An 18,067-nucleotide genomic window follows, 5' to 3' on the forward strand; every position below is an offset into this window, starting at 1 on the left:
TTCCAACACTATAATTAAAATAATATTTTAATTATATATAAGTTTAGTTGATTTTATATTTCAAAGCAAGCAAATCTCTATTATAATTGAATTAGAATTAATTATTTTTATGACAATCTTTTTATCTAAATAAAGCACTAATCCTGTTATATTTTATAAGACCAAAAGAAAGGTGATATGTATGATCACAGCTGAAATAAAAGATAAATTAATCCGAATCGTTAGTGATAAAAACTTTGAAGATAATATGACTTCAAGGCTTGTCTATTCGTATGACGCAACACCTAACTTTCAATCCCTTCCCGATGCCATTGTCTCTCCTAGGAATACAAAAGAAGTGTCAGAAGTAGTAAAGATTTGTAATGAATATAAGATTCCTATTGTTCCTAGAGGTTCTGGAACAAACCTTTGTGCAGGGACTTGTCCTACTGAAGGAGGTATTGTTCTGCTTTTCAAACTTATGAACAAAATCCTTGAAATTGATGAAGAAAACCTAACTATTACAGCTCAACCAGGTGTAATAACACTGGACTTAATAAAAGCAGTTGAGAAAAAAGGTTTATTTTATCCACCTGATCCGAGCTCAATGAAAATCTCGACAATTGGTGGAAACATTAACGAAAACTCCGGTGGATTACGCGGGTTAAAGTACGGAGTAACGAGAGATTATGTCATGGGGCTGGAGGTTGTTCTTGCCAACGGAGATATTATTCGGACCGGTGGTAAGCTTGCAAAAGATGTTGCAGGCTACGATCTTACTAGGTTACTAGTTGGATCTGAAGGTACTTTAGGCATTGTAACAGAAGCAATATTAAAGCTTATCCCCATGCCAGAAACCAAAAGAACGATGCTATCACTCTATCAAGATATGGAAAAAGCTGCCCAAACAGTTTCAAAAATTATAGCCAGCAAAATAATCCCTACAACATTAGAATTTTTAGATCAACCTACACTTAAAGTTGTAGAGGACTTTGCTCAAATTGGATTGCCGGTGGATGTGCAGGCAGTTTTATTAATTGAACAGGACGGGCCAAGAGAAGTTGTAGAAAGAGATATGAAAAAGATAGAAGAAATATGTAAAGTAGAGAATGCAATCTCAGTAACAGTTGCAAAGACTCAGGCCGAAGCAGATGCATTAACTACTGCTAGACGCTCTGCTCTATCAGCTTTAGCTCGGTTAAAGCCAACCACTATTTTAGAAGATGCTACCGTTCCAAGATCTGAAATAGCGAATATGGTAAAAGCAATCAATGAAATATCGAAAAAATACAATGTGGATATTTGTACCTTCGGACATGCTGGAGATGGAAACCTTCATCCAACCTGCCTCACTGATGCACGAGATCATGAGGAAATGGAGCGAGTGGAGAAAGCATTAGAGGAAATTTTTCAAAAAGCTATTGAACTTGGTGGGACGATCACTGGTGAGCATGGGGTCGGGACAATGAAAGCACCCTACTTGAAATTAAAACTTGGCGAAGCTGGCATCAATGCGATGCGATTGATTAAAGAATCCCTAGATCCTAACAATATTATGAATCCAGGAAAAGTGTTTGCAAAGGATACTAGAAAACGCGTGGTGGTTTCAAAATGACAACAGCAAAAGAAAAACAAATGATACAAGAAGAGTTCGCAAAGAGAATGGATGAAAATGAACTGTTAAACTGTATGCGCTGCGGTTTTTGTCTTCCTTCTTGCCCTACTTATATTGAATCGGGTTTTCAAGAAACACATTCCCCTCGTGGCAGAATTGCTTTGATGAAAGCAGTTGTGGACGGGATCATTGAGCCTGATGAAGATGTAGAGAAATCATTAAATATGTGCCTTGGGTGCAGAGCATGTGAACCAGTATGCCCTTCCGGCGTGAAGTATGGTCATTTATTAGAAGAAGCTCGTGATATTATTAATCAAAATAAAAAGCATTCTGTTCCTGTTAAAGCATTACGGCAGGTTGTTTTTACAGGTCTTTTTCCACACCAAAGTCGAATGAGATCATTTATAAACTTAATTGGATTATACCAACGGTCGGGCTTGCAAAAGGCTGTCAGACAAACTGGCTTACTTCGTCTTTTTCCAGATAGTATGGCAACGATGGAAAAGGTACTCCCTGTAATACCAACTTTAAAAGAGATGAAGAATAGACCTACACAACTATCAGCGGAAGGGAAAAAGAAAAAGAAGGTTGCCTTTTTCTCTGGCTGCCTAATGGACACCATGTTTATGAAAACAAATGATGCAACGATTAAGTTATTACAGGCTGTAGGCTGTGAAATTGTCATTCCAAGAGAGCAGGTGTGTTGTGGCGCACTTCACGGGCATAGCGGAGAGAAAAATACGGCAAAAGAACTGGCAAAACAAAATATCCAAGCCTTCGAAGCACTTCAGGTTGATTACATTATTACAAATGCCGGTGGATGTAGTGGTTTTTTAATAGAATACCATCATTTACTGAAAGACGAACCTGAATGGCTGGAACGTGCTATGACATTCACTTCGAAATTAAAAGACCTTTCGTCCATTTTAATAGAGTTGGATTTTGATAAACGAAATCTTAAACTGAATAGCCAAACAGTTACCTACCAAGATTCCTGCCACCTCAGAAATGTCATGAAAACCTACAATGAACCAAGGAAATTACTAAATAGTATTGAGGGTATTGATTTTAACGAGATGGATGATGCAGACAGGTGCTGTGGTTCAGCAGGTATTTACAATATTGTAGAATCCGAGATGTCGATGCAAATTTTAGATTATAAAATGGAAAAAGTAAAAGAAACAGAGGCTGTTACAATCGTAACTTCCAATCCTGGCTGTTTACTTCAAATGAAACTGGGGATTGAACGAGAAGGGTTAAGTGAAAAAGTACGTGCTGTCCACATCGCAGACTTACTGCTAGAAGCATTGGAAAACAGTTCAACCTCATAAATTTACTAAATAAAAGCCTTGCGAAAATAGTTTTTCGCAAGGCCTTTACTATTTATAATTAAACAGCGGCATCTATCATTTCATGCAGCTTCCTTCTAAACGCATTTATATTTTGCGGGCTATCTGTATGAAGTCTGTTTGTAAGTACCACGACAGTCAGTCTTCTCACTGGATCAATCCATAAGGATGTACCTGTGAACCCGGTATGTCCACAGCCAGTCGGATAAATGTCTGATAGCTCCCATCCAAGCCCTCTAGTACCTATCTGCTTGGCTATCGCCTGCTCTACTATCGATTGAGATATATACTCTTTACCATCTAACTTTCCAAGGTTAGTATAAACCTCACCAATCTTACTCAAGTCCTCTGCATCGGCAAAAAGACCCGCATGCCCAGAAACACCCTTAAAGTAATAATACGCATTTCCGTCATTTACTTGTCCACATATGGGAAGATTAATATCCCTCCAACCTGAAAACGATACATTTCGTTCCTTACACATGTTTTGTTCTATTCGATTCCCAAACTCTGTTGCAGCTACATTATTTGAAACAACAGGACCATAGCTCATTGTTTTTGCGTTCAATGGAATTCTAATATATTGATTAAGAGCTTCTTGTAAGGATCGTTTCGTAGATTCCTTAACAATCTCAGCTAGTAACATATAATTCAAATCACTATACCGTACACCTTCTGTTTTTTCATTCGTCGAGACAATTTTTACTAACTGATTATAAAAATCCTCACTACTCGAATAAAATGGATACCAATCTAGTAATCCTGAACTGTGTGTTAATAGTTGTTGAAGAGAAATAGTACCAATGGATTCATCAGTAACAGCCGGCAGAAGCTCTGCAACGGTTGAATGTAATGAGAATTTATTCTCTGAGATTAGCTTTAAAATAATCGTTGTAATAACCACTTTTGTTAATGAAGCAATATCGAATAGTGTATCTTTGTTCATATCCCGCTTATCATCTTTCGTATTAAGCGCCTTTCCATAGGCTTCGTGAAGCAAGACCGTATTATCCTTTTTTACATAAACAACTGCACCAGGAAACACACCAGCATGAATTTGGGATTCAATAAAGACCTTTACTTTCTCATCCATCAAAATAACTCCATTCTGATTATTCATTAACTCGTACAGGTAAAACTCCTTGTGCTTGTTTTTTTCCAAACAACACATCTAATGCTGCATTAAATGAAGCAGTTCCTGTATCGTATTGTGCTATATAAGCATCATAGTTCTCTAGAGTTCGACTATCATATGGATTACGTGTAGAAACGATGATTGATTGTTTACCAATGTCGATGATTGATTGAACCGCACCCATTTTCCAGCCGTTCTTACTTAAGTCTTCTTCATTTGCTGTGTTGGTTGCAACGATAACTGTCTTTGCTTCCTTAATCTTCTTTAATTGATCATTACTTAGCTTTCCAGACCAGTTTTTAGACTTAGACAGCAAAATAGGTTCATTCCGCCATTGATATTTTTTGGTCGCATTAGTTAATCTTGTTAAACTTTGTCGGTCAAATGCAACTAGAGCAATTTTTTCCTCAGAAGTTTCATCAAGTGGTAGTATTTGATCGCCTGAAACAATAGTAATGGATGCATTCGCAACTCTTTGTTCAAGCTCTACGATTTCTTTCGTACTGAGTTTTGTAAATTCAGTAGACTCTTGAAATAGAGTAGAAGATTTGACTTGAAGAATTCTTTTAACCGATTCATCAATTCTCTCCTCTTCTATACGTCCTGTCTTAACCGCGTCGACAATCCCATCAAATGCATGTTGTAAATTCTCTGGCATGAGGACAATATCAACACCCGCTTCTACTGCAAGAATAGATGCTTCAGCCGTCCCAAAGTGATTAGCAACTGCTTTCATATCCATTGCGTCTGTAAAAATTAACCCTTGAAACGAAAGGTCAATTCGGAGAATGTCTGTTATGATCTTCGGAGAAAGCGTTGCTGGAAGTTCAATTGGAAGTCCATCTTTTTTGGATTTAACCGTTTCAGGTTCTATTTTATGAAAAGCTATATGTGCAGTCATGATTCCTTGGATACCACTCTCAATTAGTGACTTAAAAGGAACAAGCTCAAGTTTTTGTAAATCATTTATCGTTTTATTACTCTCTGGTAGCACAAAATGTGAATCAAGTGAAACATCACCATGCCCTGGAAAATGCTTACCTACAGCAAGAACACCCGCTTCGTTTAAACCTTCCATATACGCATGGCCTAGTTTAATAACAGTATTAGGGTCATCTCCAAAAGCACGCACTCCGATAACTGGGTTGTTAGGATTATTATTTACATCCAGAACCGGACCGAAATTAACATGAATGCCTAAACTCCTTAATTCGGAACCAATACCTATTCCAACTTCTTTGGCTAAGGTAGGATCATTCGTGGCACCTAAAGCCATATTTCCAGGCATTGATGGCATAAATGGAATACGTGTTACAAGGCCACCTTCTTGGTCAACACTTATCATTAAAGGAATTTCAGCCTGCTCTTGCATCGATGAAATTAAATGAGTCGTCTGGGCTTTATTTTTAAAATTCTCAGCAAAAAGGATAACTCCACCTATATGCTTGTTTTGAATTTCTGACTCTATTTCATCATTCAAACTAGCGACTGGTATATCATTCCATTCACGGAAATCTGGCATCAGTAGCTGGCCAACCTTTTCTTCTAACGTGAGAGTCGCAATAAAGTCATCCAAGGATATCTTTTGTGATACGACATCATTCCAATTGCTATTACTAGATTTATTGATTTGTGTTGAATTAATTTTATGATCATCCTTATTAAGAGGAATCGTGTCAGTAAATTCCATAATCACAAATATGAGAATAACGATAAGAGCCATTCCCACTACTAGTTTCTTAATTTTCATCACATCCTAGTCGTTTATCTAGGGTAACACTAACTTCCCCATCATCGTTTTTCTTTTTGCACCTGTTGCTGAAGGAAGATTATTCGTATTTCCATGTATAAACTCATTGCCTAAAATGGCAAATGCAACAGCCTCTTTTGCATCACTAGATACATTAATGGCTTCCATCGATAAGACGTTTTGCTTCAGTCTTTTTTGGAGCGCATTCATAATAAATGTATTATGAACACCACCTCCACCAACTAAAACCTCACTAATATCCACTTCATTTTTTAAGCACTGTTCAATATTAAGAGCAATTGTTTCAACTGTGAATTGTGTTACCGTGGCAATAATCGATTCAAATGAAAGCCCTCTTGCTCTTCCTTCGAGCCATAGATTACGAGCAACATCACTCGTATAATATTCTCTACCAGTACTTTTTGGAGGTGCTTCATGAACAAACGAATCTGAGTCCACTAGTTTTTGAAGCCATTGGGTATCAACTGTACCCATTTGTGCATATTTGCCGCCTGAGTCGAAACTTTCATTCCCATTGGTGCCAATTGTTACAATTGCATCTATTAACACATTCCCTGGCCCTGTATCAAAGGCAAGTATGTTTTCTTCTTTTGAATTAGTAGGAATCACAGTTATATTGCTCATTCCACCTACGTTTAGTAGTATTCTGCCAATACTCCGATGATGGAAAAGTAAGTAATCAACAAAAGGTACAAGTGGTGCTCCTTGCCCACCTACAGCCATGTCATTTGGCCTGAAATCTCCTACTGTAACACATCCTGTATTCGCTGAAATAACAGCTAGCTCCCCGATTTGAAGAGTCGCTCCAACTTGGGGCATGTGGTAAATTGTTTGACCGTGTGAACTAATCAAATCAATATCACCTGGTTTCTTACCTGCTTTTGAAATGACATGTAAGGCTGCAGCCGAGAATTTCTTCCCTAGCTCTACATTCATGTGGCAGATTTTATCGACCGAAGATGTTTCAGGGTTACATAATTGTAATATTTCATTTTTTTCATTCTCAGTAAAAGCTACTGTTTCAAATCCTAGTAGATTCACTTTCGTTTGTTTTCCGTATCCCTCAATCTCTACAAGGGCTGCATCTACCCCATCTAGTGAAGTGCCAGACATCAATCCAACAATAAGCTTCTTATTTTTCGAATGAATAGCAGACAGGAATTCGATCATTCCTGTTCACCTCGCAGCTCAATTCTCTTCCCCATTTTATTACCAAGCATGTCAATCGTTTCACGTGTTTGATCTAAATGACGAATAGTCTCATCATAATTTTGTGTAGCAACAGACATGAACAAAATATCAATGATATGAAGTTGAGCCAACCTCGAAGAAGTGGCACCACTTCGGAAAGTTGCCTCCTTAGACGCTGAGGTATACAGCTTAATTTGTGCTCGGTCAGAAACAGGTGATGAACCGAATTTTGTTAATGAAATAGTTTTGGCACCCTTTTTGTGAGCTAAATCCAAAATTTTTGCCACTTCGATCGTTTCTCCAGAGAAGGAAATGCCAAAGACGACATCACCTGGTTCAACATTTGCAATTAACATCGCAACAATATGTATATCCGTGAAAGCTGTTGCTTGTTTATTAATCCTCATAAACTTTTGTTGCGCATCAAGAGCAATAATACTTGATGCTCCTACACCAAAAAAGTGAATCGTTTTTGCATGTTTAACAGCTTCAACGGCTTTAGAAAGCTCATTACGATCTAATACTTCTACCGTTTTGCGAAGAGTTTGGATACTATTGTTTGTCATTTTATCTATAACCGTAGCTTGTGATTCGTTCGGTTTAATATCTCTGTAGCCTTCTTCATCTTTTTTATGCAAATCTCCAGCTACTTTTAACTTTAGTTCCTGTATTCCCTTCAATCCTAATGACTTACATAAGCGAATAACAGCAGCACCACTCGTAGAGCTGCGCTCACCAAGCTCACTTGCTGTTAATGTAATAGCTGTATTAGGATCCTCCAATATATATGTGGCAATTTTTCTTTCTGAAAGTGGAAGTTTATCTAGCATTTCAGATAGAATAACCAATCCCCCAGTAGTTGTTGACATGCTGTTCACATCCTTTAGGACTATCTATTTTTTAAGTGTAATTGGTAGTTTTCCAGTGACCATCTCTACACCATACATCGCTTTAACTGCCATTCGTAAAGCTGGAGTTGTAAACTCATACGTTGCAATATATGCGTCAATTTGTGGTGGAAGATAGGAAATGTCATAAGGACTTCTCATCGCAATTACGATTACTTTCTTTCCTAGTTCCGACAATTTTTCGATTAGTCGAATGTGCCCAGGCGAATTTGAAGCAGTTAAGGTTCCTACTATTATTATTTCATATTCTAATGCTTTTTCAATAACATCTATTGTATGCTCTTCCGTTAAGTGAATGGGAAGAGATTCTATTGTTGCAGCAGGATTCACCTCTTTAATCACAGAGCCCAAAGCATTACTAGAATAGCGTTTATCTTCCACTTCTGTTAGATACGAGTTAGTAGGATACATAACGAGTACCTTATTAGTTGATTCAGTTGATAATGGCAGAATACCCTCATTTTTTACAATCGTAATTCCATGCCTGAATGCTTTTTCAGCCATTTGTTGGTGTTCATCACAACCTACAGCATCTGGAACTTTTACATCATCAAGAGTTTTAGCAATATCACCCCAAGATAAATAACGAGTTTTCAAGTTTCGAACACGTTCCAATGCAGCATCTATTTGTTCTATCGAAATTTCTCCATTTTCAACGGCTTTTTCAATGGCTCCAATTGCGTCCTTTTGAAGAGTTGGAAGATGTGAAATCATGATTAGATCAACACCAGCTTTGACTGCTTCAACCGCACCTTGTGCCGTTCCAATTGTATCAGAGATAGCTTTCATCTCCATACAATCGGTTGTAACAACCCCTTGAAAGCCTAGTTTTTCTCTGAGTAGTCCTGTAATGATTGATTTTGACATCGTTGCAGGGACACCTGGTTGCTTTTCAATGGCAGGAAAATAAACATGTGCAGACATAACTGTATCTGCTCCTTCAAGAATACACTTTTTGAATGGAACAAGCTCAACTTCTTCTAGTCGTTCCATTGTATGGGTAATGGTTGGTAATTCTAAATGTGAGTCTAAATTTGTGTCACCATGTCCTGGAAAATGCTTGAGTGCTGTGATAACCCCAGCAGCTTGCATTCCTTTCATAGCTGCCGCACCAAACTCAGCTACTTTTTCAGGGTTTTCACCGAATGAACGGACCCCAATAACCGGGTTATCGGGATTATTGTTTACATCTACAACTGGTGCTAAGTTCCAATTAATTCCGAGTGCCTTTAGTTCTGTTCCAGTTGCAACTCCCATTTCATAGGCGAAATTTGAATCATCCGTTGCTCCTAAAAGCATTGCACCCGGAAACACAGTCGTACCTTCTCCTAGTCTTCTAACCACTCCATTTTCTTGATCGATACAGATGAGTAGTGGTAATTCTTGACCTGCATTTTTTGCTTCAAGTTGTAATCGTGTATTTAACAGTAAAATTTCATCTGGTGTGCCTATATTTCGGCCAAATAGGATGATTCCACCCACATGATAATCTCTTATTAACTCAAGTATTTCATCAGATGCTTCGACTGCTGAATTTGCTTTAAAACCACATACCATTAACTGTCCAATTTTTTGTCTAAGCGTAAGATTTTCCATTTACTCCTTCACTCCTCCCATTGCTAGACCTTTTACAAAATATCGTTGGAACAATAAGAAAAATACAATCATCGGGATTGCAGCAACACTTGCTCCTGCCATTAGTAGTTTAAAGTCTGCTAGATTGGCATCTTGTAATGTCTTAAGACCTACTGGTAGTGTGAATAAATCCTTATCGTTTAATACAATAATCGGCCATAAAAAAGAGTTCCACATTAACACGAACGTAAAAATTCCTAATACTGCCATTGCTGGCTTAGCTAGTGGCACGATAATTTTCCAAAAAATTCTCCATTCAGATGCCCCATCTATTTTGGCAGCCTCAATTAGTTCATCTGGAATTGTAAGTAAGAATTGTCTCATTAAGAAAACACCAAATGCTAAAGAGATACTTGGTAGAATTAATGCCCAATGTGTATCAAATAATTGTAATTTTTGAACCATGATGAAGGTTGGAACGAGAGTAACTTGTTCAGGTATCATCATTGTCGCAATGATCATCCAAAAGATAATCATTTTACCTGGAAAGTCCTTTTTGGCCAGTACATAGCCAGACATCGTATCAAATAATACAATTAGCACTGTTCCTAATATGGCTATATAAAGACTATTAAACAGCCATTTTAAAATAGGAGTTCTTTCAAATAAAATAACAAAGCTTTCAAACGTCTTTTGACGCACCTCTGTCATTTTTTCACCATGATACTTTGCTTGTTCAAGGTCACCCTGTGCAGTTGCTTCTCGTTTCTTTTCCCATTGTGAAAAGTATTCTGTGATCCCCATTGGATACACCTTAGGAGGATTTGATTCAACATAAGATATCGGCTTTGACATTTCCTCATTTTGATAGCTAGGTAATTGTAGGGCAGTAGAAAATATCCAATATAAAGGTAATAGTGAGGCAACAGCCATCCCTATTAATAGTAAATACGTTATTATTCTACCAATCTTATAAGACATTTGATTAGACATATCTATTTTCACCAACTTTTTATTTATCAGATTGTAAAACTCGGTATTGGAAAATCGCGAAGACCATGATGATCGCAAAAAGGATCATTGATTGAGCAGATGCTCCGCCAAAATTAAAGTCCCTAAATGCCGTTTTATAAATAACATGAACAATTGTCTCTGTTGAATTTCCAGGTCCCCCGCCGGTCATCATGATGATTTGCGTGAATACCTGAAAAGATGAGATTGTACTCAGAATAACCAGATACAACGTAGTAGGTTTTAATAATGGAACGGTAATTTTCATCCAGCGTTGGAAGGCGTTTGCTCCATCAATTTTTGCAGCTTCGTACAATGATGGATTAACATCGTTCATCGCAGCAAGGTAAATAATGATACCAGATCCTGGTGGAATAAGTATTGCCATAATCATTAATGAAGGTAGTGCTGTTGCAGATTGCCCTAACCAGTCAATGTTTTCAATTCCGAAAAAGTTCATTATATAATTAAATAGTCCAAATCGATAATTGTACATCCAGCGCCAAACCATTGCGATGATAACCATGGATGTTACTTGTGGTAAGTAAAATGCGGCACGGAAGAATGATTGCGAATGTTTACCTAACGGATGTATCAATGTAGCGATTAATAGTGCTGTAATAACAAAAGCCGGAACAGTTATGATTGTATACAGAAATGTATTCCAGAGTGATACCATGAACACTTCGTTTTTAAATACAGCGATATAGTTTTTTAACCCTACCCATTCTGAATTAAATACACCTACATCTTGGAAAGATAAAATAAATGACCATATGATCGGAATAAGCATAAAAACCGCAAAGAATAGTAGTTTTGGTAGGAGGAAGAGGTATGCAATTTTATTTTTCTTGACCTTTGTCCAGACGCTGTCTTGCTTGATTTCAATGCCGTTTGTTGTTTTGTAGTTTACTTTTTTGTTTAGTTCCATTCTTTCACCCCTCATAAAAGGAAAAACATAATACTATGTCTATTTTAAAAAATAGCTCCCTTCCTTTCAATCGGAAGAGAGCTTCAATTTTACTCGCCTAGAATGCCTTCTACAGCTTTTCTTGCATCTGTTAGTGCTTCTTCTGGAGTCTTTTCGCCATTTGCAGCTAATTGTAATTCTTTTTGGATTGCTTCATCAATTCTTGCCCACTTTTCATGACGAGGCATAGCAACTGCATGTGTTGTTAACTCTTGAGCTTTTGCCAATTCTGGATTGTCACCAAATGGATTTTGGTCTACAGCAGATTGACGAGATGGGAATGTACCATAGTTTTTAGCCCATTCTACTTGCTCATCAGCTGTTGAAATAAATTTAATAAATTCTGCAGTCATACGTTTTTTGTCCGCATCTTCTTGTTTGAACATTACCCAACCACCGACACCGCCGATTGTTACAGGCTCACCAGTATCTCCAGTTGGATATTCTGCTACCATAAAGTTTGTTTTGAACTTTTCACCTTGTGCTGCTGCGATAGCCCATGTAGCCCATGGTTGAACTGCAACAGAACGTTGGTCTGCAGCTGCCCAAGCATTCCATGTGCCACCAACATCAGCTCCACCCATTTCTTGAGGAGCTACATTATGTTTGAATTTAAGGTCAACTAACTTTTGTAAACCGCTAATTGCTTCTTTTGAATCAAATGTATACTCAGTTGCATCTTCATTTAACGGGTATCCGCCATCCATTAACAGGAATGGCCATGCTTCATAATAACCAGGTAATAAATAAGTAGAGAATCCGTATACTCCATCACCTGTTAAAGCTTTCATTTTTTCTACAAACTCATCATATGTCCAACGACCATCTACTGGTGGTTCAACACCTTTTGCTTCAAAAATATCAAGATTTAAAAGCATTGCGTGTACTGTCATGGAGTTAGGTATACCATAGTATTTTCCATCAAAATCATATGCTGCTAAAGCATTTGGATAGAAATCTTTTAATTCGTCTTCAGAATAAAAAGCTCCAACCTCTTCAATAACACCTTGTTTAATGTGGTTAATATTTATAGCACCACTAATATCAACAGCAGCAATGTCCGGCCAAGCACGACCTGCAATTGCAACACTTAATTTATCATTAAATTCAGCCCATGGAGTTTGAACGATTTCAATTTCTACTCCAGGGTACTTATCTTGGAATTCAGCCTTTTTCGCTTCTAACCAATGATATTTGTTTTCTTTGTCATCAGCCCAACGAGGACCATCCCAGATTGTAATTTTACCTTCCCATTTTTCCCAGTCCCCACTTTCAGTCGTTGAAGCGGAATCTTTACTACAGCCTGCAAATACTGATAAAGTTAGTAAAATTAGAGCAAACATGGTAAACAGCTTTTTCATATTCACGATTTTTCCCCCTTAATAATTTGTTTAAGTCTATGATAAGTCTTATAAACTATAAATTTATAAAACATTACCGCCTATTGTAAACGCTTCCAAACCTTTTAAAGAATAGCAAAAATTCTATTCCCCTTTTGCTAGATTAATTGCTTTTCTAACCATTCCTTCTGCCAATTCAATCACTTTATTCGCTTCTTCGTATGTAACATCAGCTTCAATCATGACAATGGCTGGCTTCACTTCATAGTTTGTTTTTTCTAATATTGCACTTGCTAATTCTTCGTCAGCATTAGTAACCGTCATAACAATATTCTTTGCTCGTTCGATCAATTTTTGGTTACTTGCCTTAACATCAACCATTAGGTTTTCATACACTTTTCCTAATTTGATCATTACAGTTGTCGATAGCATATTAAGCACCATTTTTTGAGCAGTTGCAGCTTTCAATCTAGTTGAACCAGTCACAACCTCAGGGCCCGTAATTACTTCAATAGGATGATTAGCCATCTTACTAATCTCAGAATCTAGATTACAAGAAAGCGAAATTGTCTCTGCTCCTATGCTTTTTGCATATTCTAAAGCTCCTATTACATAGGGCGTTCTACCGCTAGCAGCAATGCCTACAATTACATCTTTACTTGAAAAATTCTGTTTGTCTAAGTCACTGCTACCTAGTTCTGCATCATCCTCAGCACCTTCAACAGCAACTAATAGAGCCTTTTCACCACCAGCTATAATTGCTTGAACTAAATCTGGGTCTGTACTAAAGGTTGGAGGACATTCAGCTGCATCAATCACACCTAACCTACCACTCGTTCCAGCACCAACATAAAACAATCTTCCACCCTTTTTTAAGGATTGATAAATTGCGTCCACTGCTTTAGCAATTTGTGGAAGTGCAAGCTGAACAGCATCTGCGACAACTCGATCTTCCTTATTTATTAGCTGCAATACTTCTAGCGTAGACGATTGATCAATTTTCATCGAATCGCCATTTCTTAGCTCTGTTGTTAATTTAGAAAGGTCCACACTCATAATCATCACAACCAATCACATTCTTGTTGAAATCTAATTTTAATATTATAATACAACATTAAAATATTTTTTCAATACTTTTTGTGAAATTTAATTTGAAAAATTTTGAAATTATATATTAAAACATAAGTTTCATTTTAATATTACACATGATTATTTTGTACCATTTTTTTATCATGTTTTTTTACAATCAGTTAAATTCTTCAATAATAGTAATGGTTTTGGATGTCTAGTACTTTTGTCACTGAAATAAAATTTTAGATATTTTCGAAAATACTAAAAGGAATTTTTAATAACTTCAAAGAATAGCTTTAAATATAAGGGCAAAATGTCCCCGATTATTAAGTAGGAGGAATGATGGTATGTTTCAAAAGCTAGTAAAATATTCTTTCGTCGTTTTACTTGTAAGCGCTTTATTGTTACAGGGTGTTAGTGAAATAGCAGCTACTACAGAATCTGCGGAACCGATGATACGGATTGGTGTTGAACCAGAAAAAGAAACAATTACTCTTGGTAGTGATGGTGATTATGTTATTAAGGATAAAGTAACTGGGGACGTGCTTTTTGAGGGCAGTAATGATTCTGTAGAGATTACTTTGGGTTCTTCTGCTGAGATTAAGAATAATTACAGGTTGCAAGTCGCATTTACATCAAGTGAACCATATGTTGCCGATTGGTTGGATAGAGCTAAAAATGCTGGCCACCCTACCTATGTTGAGCCGTATAACAATGGATACCGTCTTTTTATTGGAGAATTTCCTGCAGATGCATCATTTTCAGATAGAACTGCTTTTAAAAATGACATGATTAGGCTAGGGTTGGCTGCTAGCGATGCCTTCTGGAAAGTTGTAACAATTGCTGAAGGTGAATCAAAACTAAAAGTAACTAGTGGTAGTGAAGCAAAAGCTACAGAAAACTCCGTTGTTATTGAATCTAGTAATGACCATATTAAAATCAACGGCAAAAAATATCGTGGACTAGGTGAAGTTGCTTTTAACAGTAAAGGTACCTTAGCTGGCATTAATGAGTTACCTATGGAAGAGTATTTGTATGGTGTTGTTCCTCGTGAGCTACCACCTGTACCATATGGCGAAGTTGAAGCACAGAAATCTCAGGCTGTTGCTGCACGTACGTATGCAATGTCTAATCTTGGCAAGCGAAAAGCCGATGGCTATGACCTTCTTCCAACTACTTCAGACCAAGTGTATGCAGGATTTGAAGCAGAGCATCCAGTCTCAAATCAAGCAGTAGACGAAACAAAGGGAATTGTAGCTACATATGAAGGAAAATTAATTACTGCCGTTTTCAACTCGACTAGTGGCGGATATTCTGCTAACAATGAGGATGTTTGGAATTCAGAGGCTGTCCCTTATCTTCGTGGTGTTCCTGATGCAGAAAGAGGTAAAGCATTAGAGCATGTCCCTAGTTTAGAGGTTTTCAAAAACCATAAAAACGCTAAATCACTGCGAGCAGCAGCAGAAGGTGATTATGAGTCAGACTGGTCGAGATACCATCGTTGGAACTTTGAATGGACTTCTGAAGAAATAAGTAATGTATTAAGCACTTACTATAATACGGAAGTTGGTAAAGTATATGAAATTAATGTATTAGAACGATCTAACTCTGGTCGTGTATTAGAGATAGAGTTTGTAACAGAAGCAGGTAATTTCTACGAGTATAAAGACAGGGTTCGTACGGCATTAAAATATATCAATGCTAGTGGGAACCAAGCCTCTTTGTTAAGCACATTATTCTTTATTGAACCAGTTGTTGATAACAAAACAAAAGAAGTAATCGGATTCAAAACATATGGCGGAGGTTGGGGCCATGGTGTTGGAATGTCCCAAACAGGTGCAATGGGAATGGCTGTCAAAGGATATACATTTGACGAGATTCTTAAACATTATTATCAAGGGATTGAGTTAGAGAAGAACTATTAATCTTTTAGTATCAAAAACAGCCAGTTCACATCTGGCTGTTTTTGTTTTCTCCTAATATAGTAGATATTTCTTCCTTATAACTTTAAACTCCTCTAATTTTGACTCCTCAACTTTTAACCAACCTAAAAGATTTTCTTTACCATCAACGCGTAACCGCAATTGATCCGTCCCAGCCAGCAAATCAATAAAGTATCTTCCTTTAATGGGATCCAGCCATTTAAACTGGCTAGGATATAGGTTTTTCAAAGATTCTATCATCGCACATCCTACATGTAACGGCTTCATCAGTTTCCTATCAACTATATGTACCTGTATTCCTTCACACAACTCGCCTGCATATTTTGACGTAGTTGGAGTGAAATGTGTTGGTCGAAACATAACTCCATCTAACTTATAAGCTTGTAGTTTTTCATACCACTCTTCAGCATCAATCCAAGGTGCCCCAATCATTTCAAATGGACGAGTTGTTCCTCTCCCTTCAGATACATTGGTTCCTTCAAAAAGACAGGTACCTGGATAGAGTGCGGCCATCTCTATTCCTGTTGCATTCGGTGAAGGCATAATCCACTGTAAAGCAAGCTCATCAAACCACTTCTCTCTTTCCCAACCTTCCATCTTAATAACAGTTAATTTACAGCCCATTTTATATTCATTGTTAAAATACGTTGCTAGCTCGCCCACTGTCATTCCGTGGCGTATCGGCAGTCCATATTTTCCAACAAAAGAATCGAATTTAGAATTGATTATGTTCCCTTCTACCACATCCCCTGTAATTGGGTTAGGCCTGTCTAAAACATAATAATCCAAACCAAACTTAGCCGCCGTTTCAATCGAATAGGCCAATGTGTATATGTAGGTATAGTATCGAACACCAATATCTTGGATATCAAAGACAAATGCATCTATCTCTTTCATGCTTTCAGACGAAGGACTCCTTGAATCACCATATAGGCTATAGATTGGAATTCCTGTCTTTTTATCAACTTGATGTGCAACCTTTTCACCTGCTGCTGCATTTCCTCTAAAACCATGTTCTGGAGCAAAGATTGCTTTAATTTTATAGCCCCTGCTTAACAACACATCTAGACTTAATTTTAGATCCTGATCAACCGACGTATGATTAATAATAAGTCCGATTCGTTTTCTACTTAATTCCGGGTCACTTTCCAATAGAAGCTTATCCAACCCATTGATCATCAATTCCGCTCCTCCTCTCTATTTTCAAAATAGCTCTTTAATCGCTTTATAAATTCGAGATCAATTTCTCCCTTTAACATCTTTAATCCGCCAACCACTGAGCCGACGATAGGTGGGACGGTTGGTACGATAAGATTACAATTTAACCCTACCAGTTCTAATTGTTCTTTTATTGTTGATATGAACCAATCTTTTCTTGAGAACAATCCACCTGCAAGAACCACTGGAATTTGTGTTTCAGTTGTACTATACAGTTTCGGTGCAAGGGACTTTATATTGTCGGCAATGTCTCTTGCTGTACTCAATAAAACTTGTTGAGCACCACGGTCGCCTTCATCCGCTGCTGCAAATACTAAAGGAACAATAGAAGCTACTAATTTCCGGGGATCAGGATTGCGGTAAATAATCGGAATTAGATTAGATATTTCGGTGATTGAGAAATACCTTAACACTTTTTCATCCAGTAGTGTTTTCTCCTTACAATTATCATAACGATCAAAAAGTCCTTTAAATGCTTCTTGACCAATAGCAAATCCACTACCCCCAGCATCTACTAAATAACCCCAGCCACCTACTCTTTCTGTCTTCCCATCACGGTTAATTCCAAATGCAATAGATCCAGTACCTGAGATATGGACCATCCCCTCCTGTCCAAGCGATCCAGAGTACAGTGCAGGAATTGCATCATTTTCTACATGAATAGGGATATCCTTTTCAATCACTTTGCCAATTATCGTTTCAAGTTCATTTTTATTTGAGTCATTCCCAGCGCCGGCCATTCCCGCAAAGACAACAGATAATTGGTTGAATGCTTGTACATCAAGTGCTTTTAATTCAAATACCAACTTCTGAATTTCTCCCTCTACTCCAACCGAACCTACCGTATTTATATTTGTTGCACCAACCTCAGCTATAGCCTTCACTTCTCCTGTAGAAGCAACAATTACTCCTGTAGTTTTAGTTCCTCCCCCGTCAATACCAAGTATGTACATACTAATCCCCACTCTTAAAATCATATTTTATATTACTA

Annotated in this window: 14 protein-coding genes; 3 read left to right on the plus strand and 11 right to left on the minus strand. The window is 37.5% G+C overall.

Features of this window, described 5'->3' with window-relative positions:
* The first annotated feature begins 181 nt into the window (after positions 1–181).
* Both glcD and J2Z26_RS17170 read left to right on the plus strand, forming a co-directional pair.
* Positions 182–1,594: a glycolate oxidase subunit GlcD gene (gene glcD / locus J2Z26_RS17165; RefSeq protein WP_193539837.1), complete on the plus strand. Its 1,413-nt coding sequence runs from the start codon at positions 182–184 to the stop codon at positions 1,592–1,594.
* Positions 1,591–2,925, plus strand: coding sequence for a (Fe-S)-binding protein (locus J2Z26_RS17170; protein ID WP_193539838.1), 1,335 nt, complete (start codon positions 1,591–1,593; stop codon positions 2,923–2,925). Before glcD ends, J2Z26_RS17170 begins: the two co-directional genes overlap by 4 nt.
* A 58-nt stretch (positions 2,926–2,983) precedes the next feature.
* On the opposite strand, the gene J2Z26_RS17175 is transcribed toward J2Z26_RS17170, so the two are convergent.
* The 9 genes from J2Z26_RS17175 to murQ all read right to left on the minus strand — a co-directional run bounded on the left by J2Z26_RS17175 (position 2,984) and on the right by murQ (position 13,900).
* On the minus strand, positions 2,984–4,036 hold the full coding sequence (locus J2Z26_RS17175; protein WP_209794391.1) for a serine hydrolase domain-containing protein: 1,053 nt from the start codon (positions 4,034–4,036) through the stop codon (positions 2,984–2,986).
* A gap of 19 nt (positions 4,037–4,055) precedes the next feature.
* Positions 4,056–5,828: a beta-N-acetylhexosaminidase gene (gene nagZ, locus J2Z26_RS17180; protein WP_193539840.1), complete on the minus strand. Its 1,773-nt coding sequence runs from the start codon at positions 5,826–5,828 to the stop codon at positions 4,056–4,058.
* An 18-nt stretch (positions 5,829–5,846) separates the two neighbouring features.
* Positions 5,847–7,019, minus strand: coding sequence for an anhydro-N-acetylmuramic acid kinase (locus tag J2Z26_RS17185; protein ID WP_227413886.1), 1,173 nt, complete (start codon positions 7,017–7,019; stop codon positions 5,847–5,849).
* Positions 7,016–7,909: a MurR/RpiR family transcriptional regulator gene (locus J2Z26_RS17190; RefSeq protein WP_193539841.1), complete on the minus strand. Its 894-nt coding sequence runs from the start codon at positions 7,907–7,909 to the stop codon at positions 7,016–7,018. The genes J2Z26_RS17185 and J2Z26_RS17190 overlap by 4 nt, the downstream gene beginning before the upstream one ends.
* Before the next feature lie 24 nt (positions 7,910–7,933).
* Positions 7,934–9,544 (minus strand): beta-N-acetylhexosaminidase, encoded by a 1,611-nt coding sequence (gene nagZ, locus J2Z26_RS17195; RefSeq protein ID WP_193539842.1) that lies wholly within the window; start codon positions 9,542–9,544, stop codon positions 7,934–7,936.
* Positions 9,545–10,516 (minus strand): carbohydrate ABC transporter permease, encoded by a 972-nt coding sequence (locus J2Z26_RS17200; protein WP_227413887.1) that lies wholly within the window; start codon positions 10,514–10,516, stop codon positions 9,545–9,547.
* 19 nt (positions 10,517–10,535) lie between these two features.
* On the minus strand, positions 10,536–11,465 hold the full coding sequence (locus J2Z26_RS17205) for a carbohydrate ABC transporter permease (RefSeq protein ID WP_193539843.1): 930 nt from the start codon (positions 11,463–11,465) through the stop codon (positions 10,536–10,538).
* An 89-nt stretch (positions 11,466–11,554) separates the two neighbouring features.
* Complete coding sequence (locus J2Z26_RS17210) at positions 11,555–12,865, minus strand: sugar ABC transporter substrate-binding protein (protein ID WP_193539961.1); 1,311 nt, start codon at positions 12,863–12,865, stop codon at positions 11,555–11,557.
* A 123-nt stretch (positions 12,866–12,988) separates the two neighbouring features.
* Entirely contained in the window at positions 12,989–13,900 is a 912-nt protein-coding gene (gene murQ, locus J2Z26_RS17215; RefSeq protein ID WP_193539844.1) for an N-acetylmuramic acid 6-phosphate etherase, read from the minus strand.
* A gap of 362 nt (positions 13,901–14,262) precedes the next feature.
* On the opposite strand from murQ, the gene J2Z26_RS17220 reads away from it, so the two are divergent.
* Positions 14,263–15,840 carry a SpoIID/LytB domain-containing protein gene (locus J2Z26_RS17220; RefSeq protein WP_193539845.1) on the plus strand — a complete coding sequence of 526 codons (1,578 nt, stop codon included), beginning with the start codon at positions 14,263–14,265 and terminating at the stop codon, positions 15,838–15,840.
* Between the two features lie 51 nt (positions 15,841–15,891).
* Here J2Z26_RS17220 and J2Z26_RS17225 read toward each other — a convergent pair whose 3' ends face one another.
* Positions 15,892–17,037: an exo-beta-N-acetylmuramidase NamZ family protein gene (locus J2Z26_RS17225; RefSeq protein WP_193539846.1), complete on the minus strand. Its 1,146-nt coding sequence runs from the start codon at positions 17,035–17,037 to the stop codon at positions 15,892–15,894.
* A complete protein-coding gene (locus J2Z26_RS17230; RefSeq protein WP_193539847.1) occupies positions 17,037–18,029 on the minus strand; it encodes an N-acetylglucosamine kinase in 993 nt (330 codons plus the stop codon). Before J2Z26_RS17230 ends, J2Z26_RS17225 begins: the two co-directional genes overlap by 1 nt.
* Positions 18,030–18,067: the final 38 nt, after the last annotated feature.

This window comes from Cytobacillus luteolus (genome assembly GCF_017873715.1).
Lineage (GTDB): Bacteria > Bacillota > Bacilli > Bacillales > Bacillaceae_L > Bacillus_BV > Bacillus_BV luteola.

What these genes read in the sequence shown, in the direction of transcription:
- glcD (WP_193539837.1), top strand. Translation starts at nt 182, where the DNA reads ATGATCACAGCTGAAATAAAAGATAAATTAATCCGAATCGTTAGTGAT.
- J2Z26_RS17170 (WP_193539838.1), top strand. Translation starts at nt 1,591, where the DNA reads ATGACAACAGCAAAAGAAAAACAAATGATACAAGAAGAGTTCGCAAAG.
- J2Z26_RS17175 (WP_209794391.1), bottom strand. Translation starts at nt 4,036, where the DNA reads ATGGATGAGAAAGTAAAGGTCTTTATTGAATCCCAAATTCATGCTGGT.
- nagZ (WP_193539840.1), bottom strand. Translation starts at nt 5,828, where the DNA reads ATGAAAATTAAGAAACTAGTAGTGGGAATGGCTCTTATCGTTATTCTC.
- J2Z26_RS17185 (WP_227413886.1), bottom strand. Translation starts at nt 7,019, where the DNA reads ATGATCGAATTCCTGTCTGCTATTCATTCGAAAAATAAGAAGCTTATT.
- J2Z26_RS17190 (WP_193539841.1), bottom strand. Translation starts at nt 7,909, where the DNA reads ATGTCAACAACTACTGGGGGATTGGTTATTCTATCTGAAATGCTAGAT.
- nagZ (WP_193539842.1), bottom strand. Translation starts at nt 9,544, where the DNA reads ATGGAAAATCTTACGCTTAGACAAAAAATTGGACAGTTAATGGTATGT.
- J2Z26_RS17200 (WP_227413887.1), bottom strand. Translation starts at nt 10,516, where the DNA reads ATGTCTAATCAAATGTCTTATAAGATTGGTAGAATAATAACGTATTTA.
- J2Z26_RS17205 (WP_193539843.1), bottom strand. Translation starts at nt 11,465, where the DNA reads ATGGAACTAAACAAAAAAGTAAACTACAAAACAACAAACGGCATTGAA.
- J2Z26_RS17210 (WP_193539961.1), bottom strand. Translation starts at nt 12,865, where the DNA reads ATGAAAAAGCTGTTTACCATGTTTGCTCTAATTTTACTAACTTTATCA.
- murQ (WP_193539844.1), bottom strand. Translation starts at nt 13,900, where the DNA reads ATGAGTGTGGACCTTTCTAAATTAACAACAGAGCTAAGAAATGGCGAT.
- J2Z26_RS17220 (WP_193539845.1), top strand. Translation starts at nt 14,263, where the DNA reads ATGTTTCAAAAGCTAGTAAAATATTCTTTCGTCGTTTTACTTGTAAGC.
- J2Z26_RS17225 (WP_193539846.1), bottom strand. Translation starts at nt 17,037, where the DNA reads ATGATCAATGGGTTGGATAAGCTTCTATTGGAAAGTGACCCGGAATTA.
- J2Z26_RS17230 (WP_193539847.1), bottom strand. Translation starts at nt 18,029, where the DNA reads ATGTACATACTTGGTATTGACGGGGGAGGAACTAAAACTACAGGAGTA.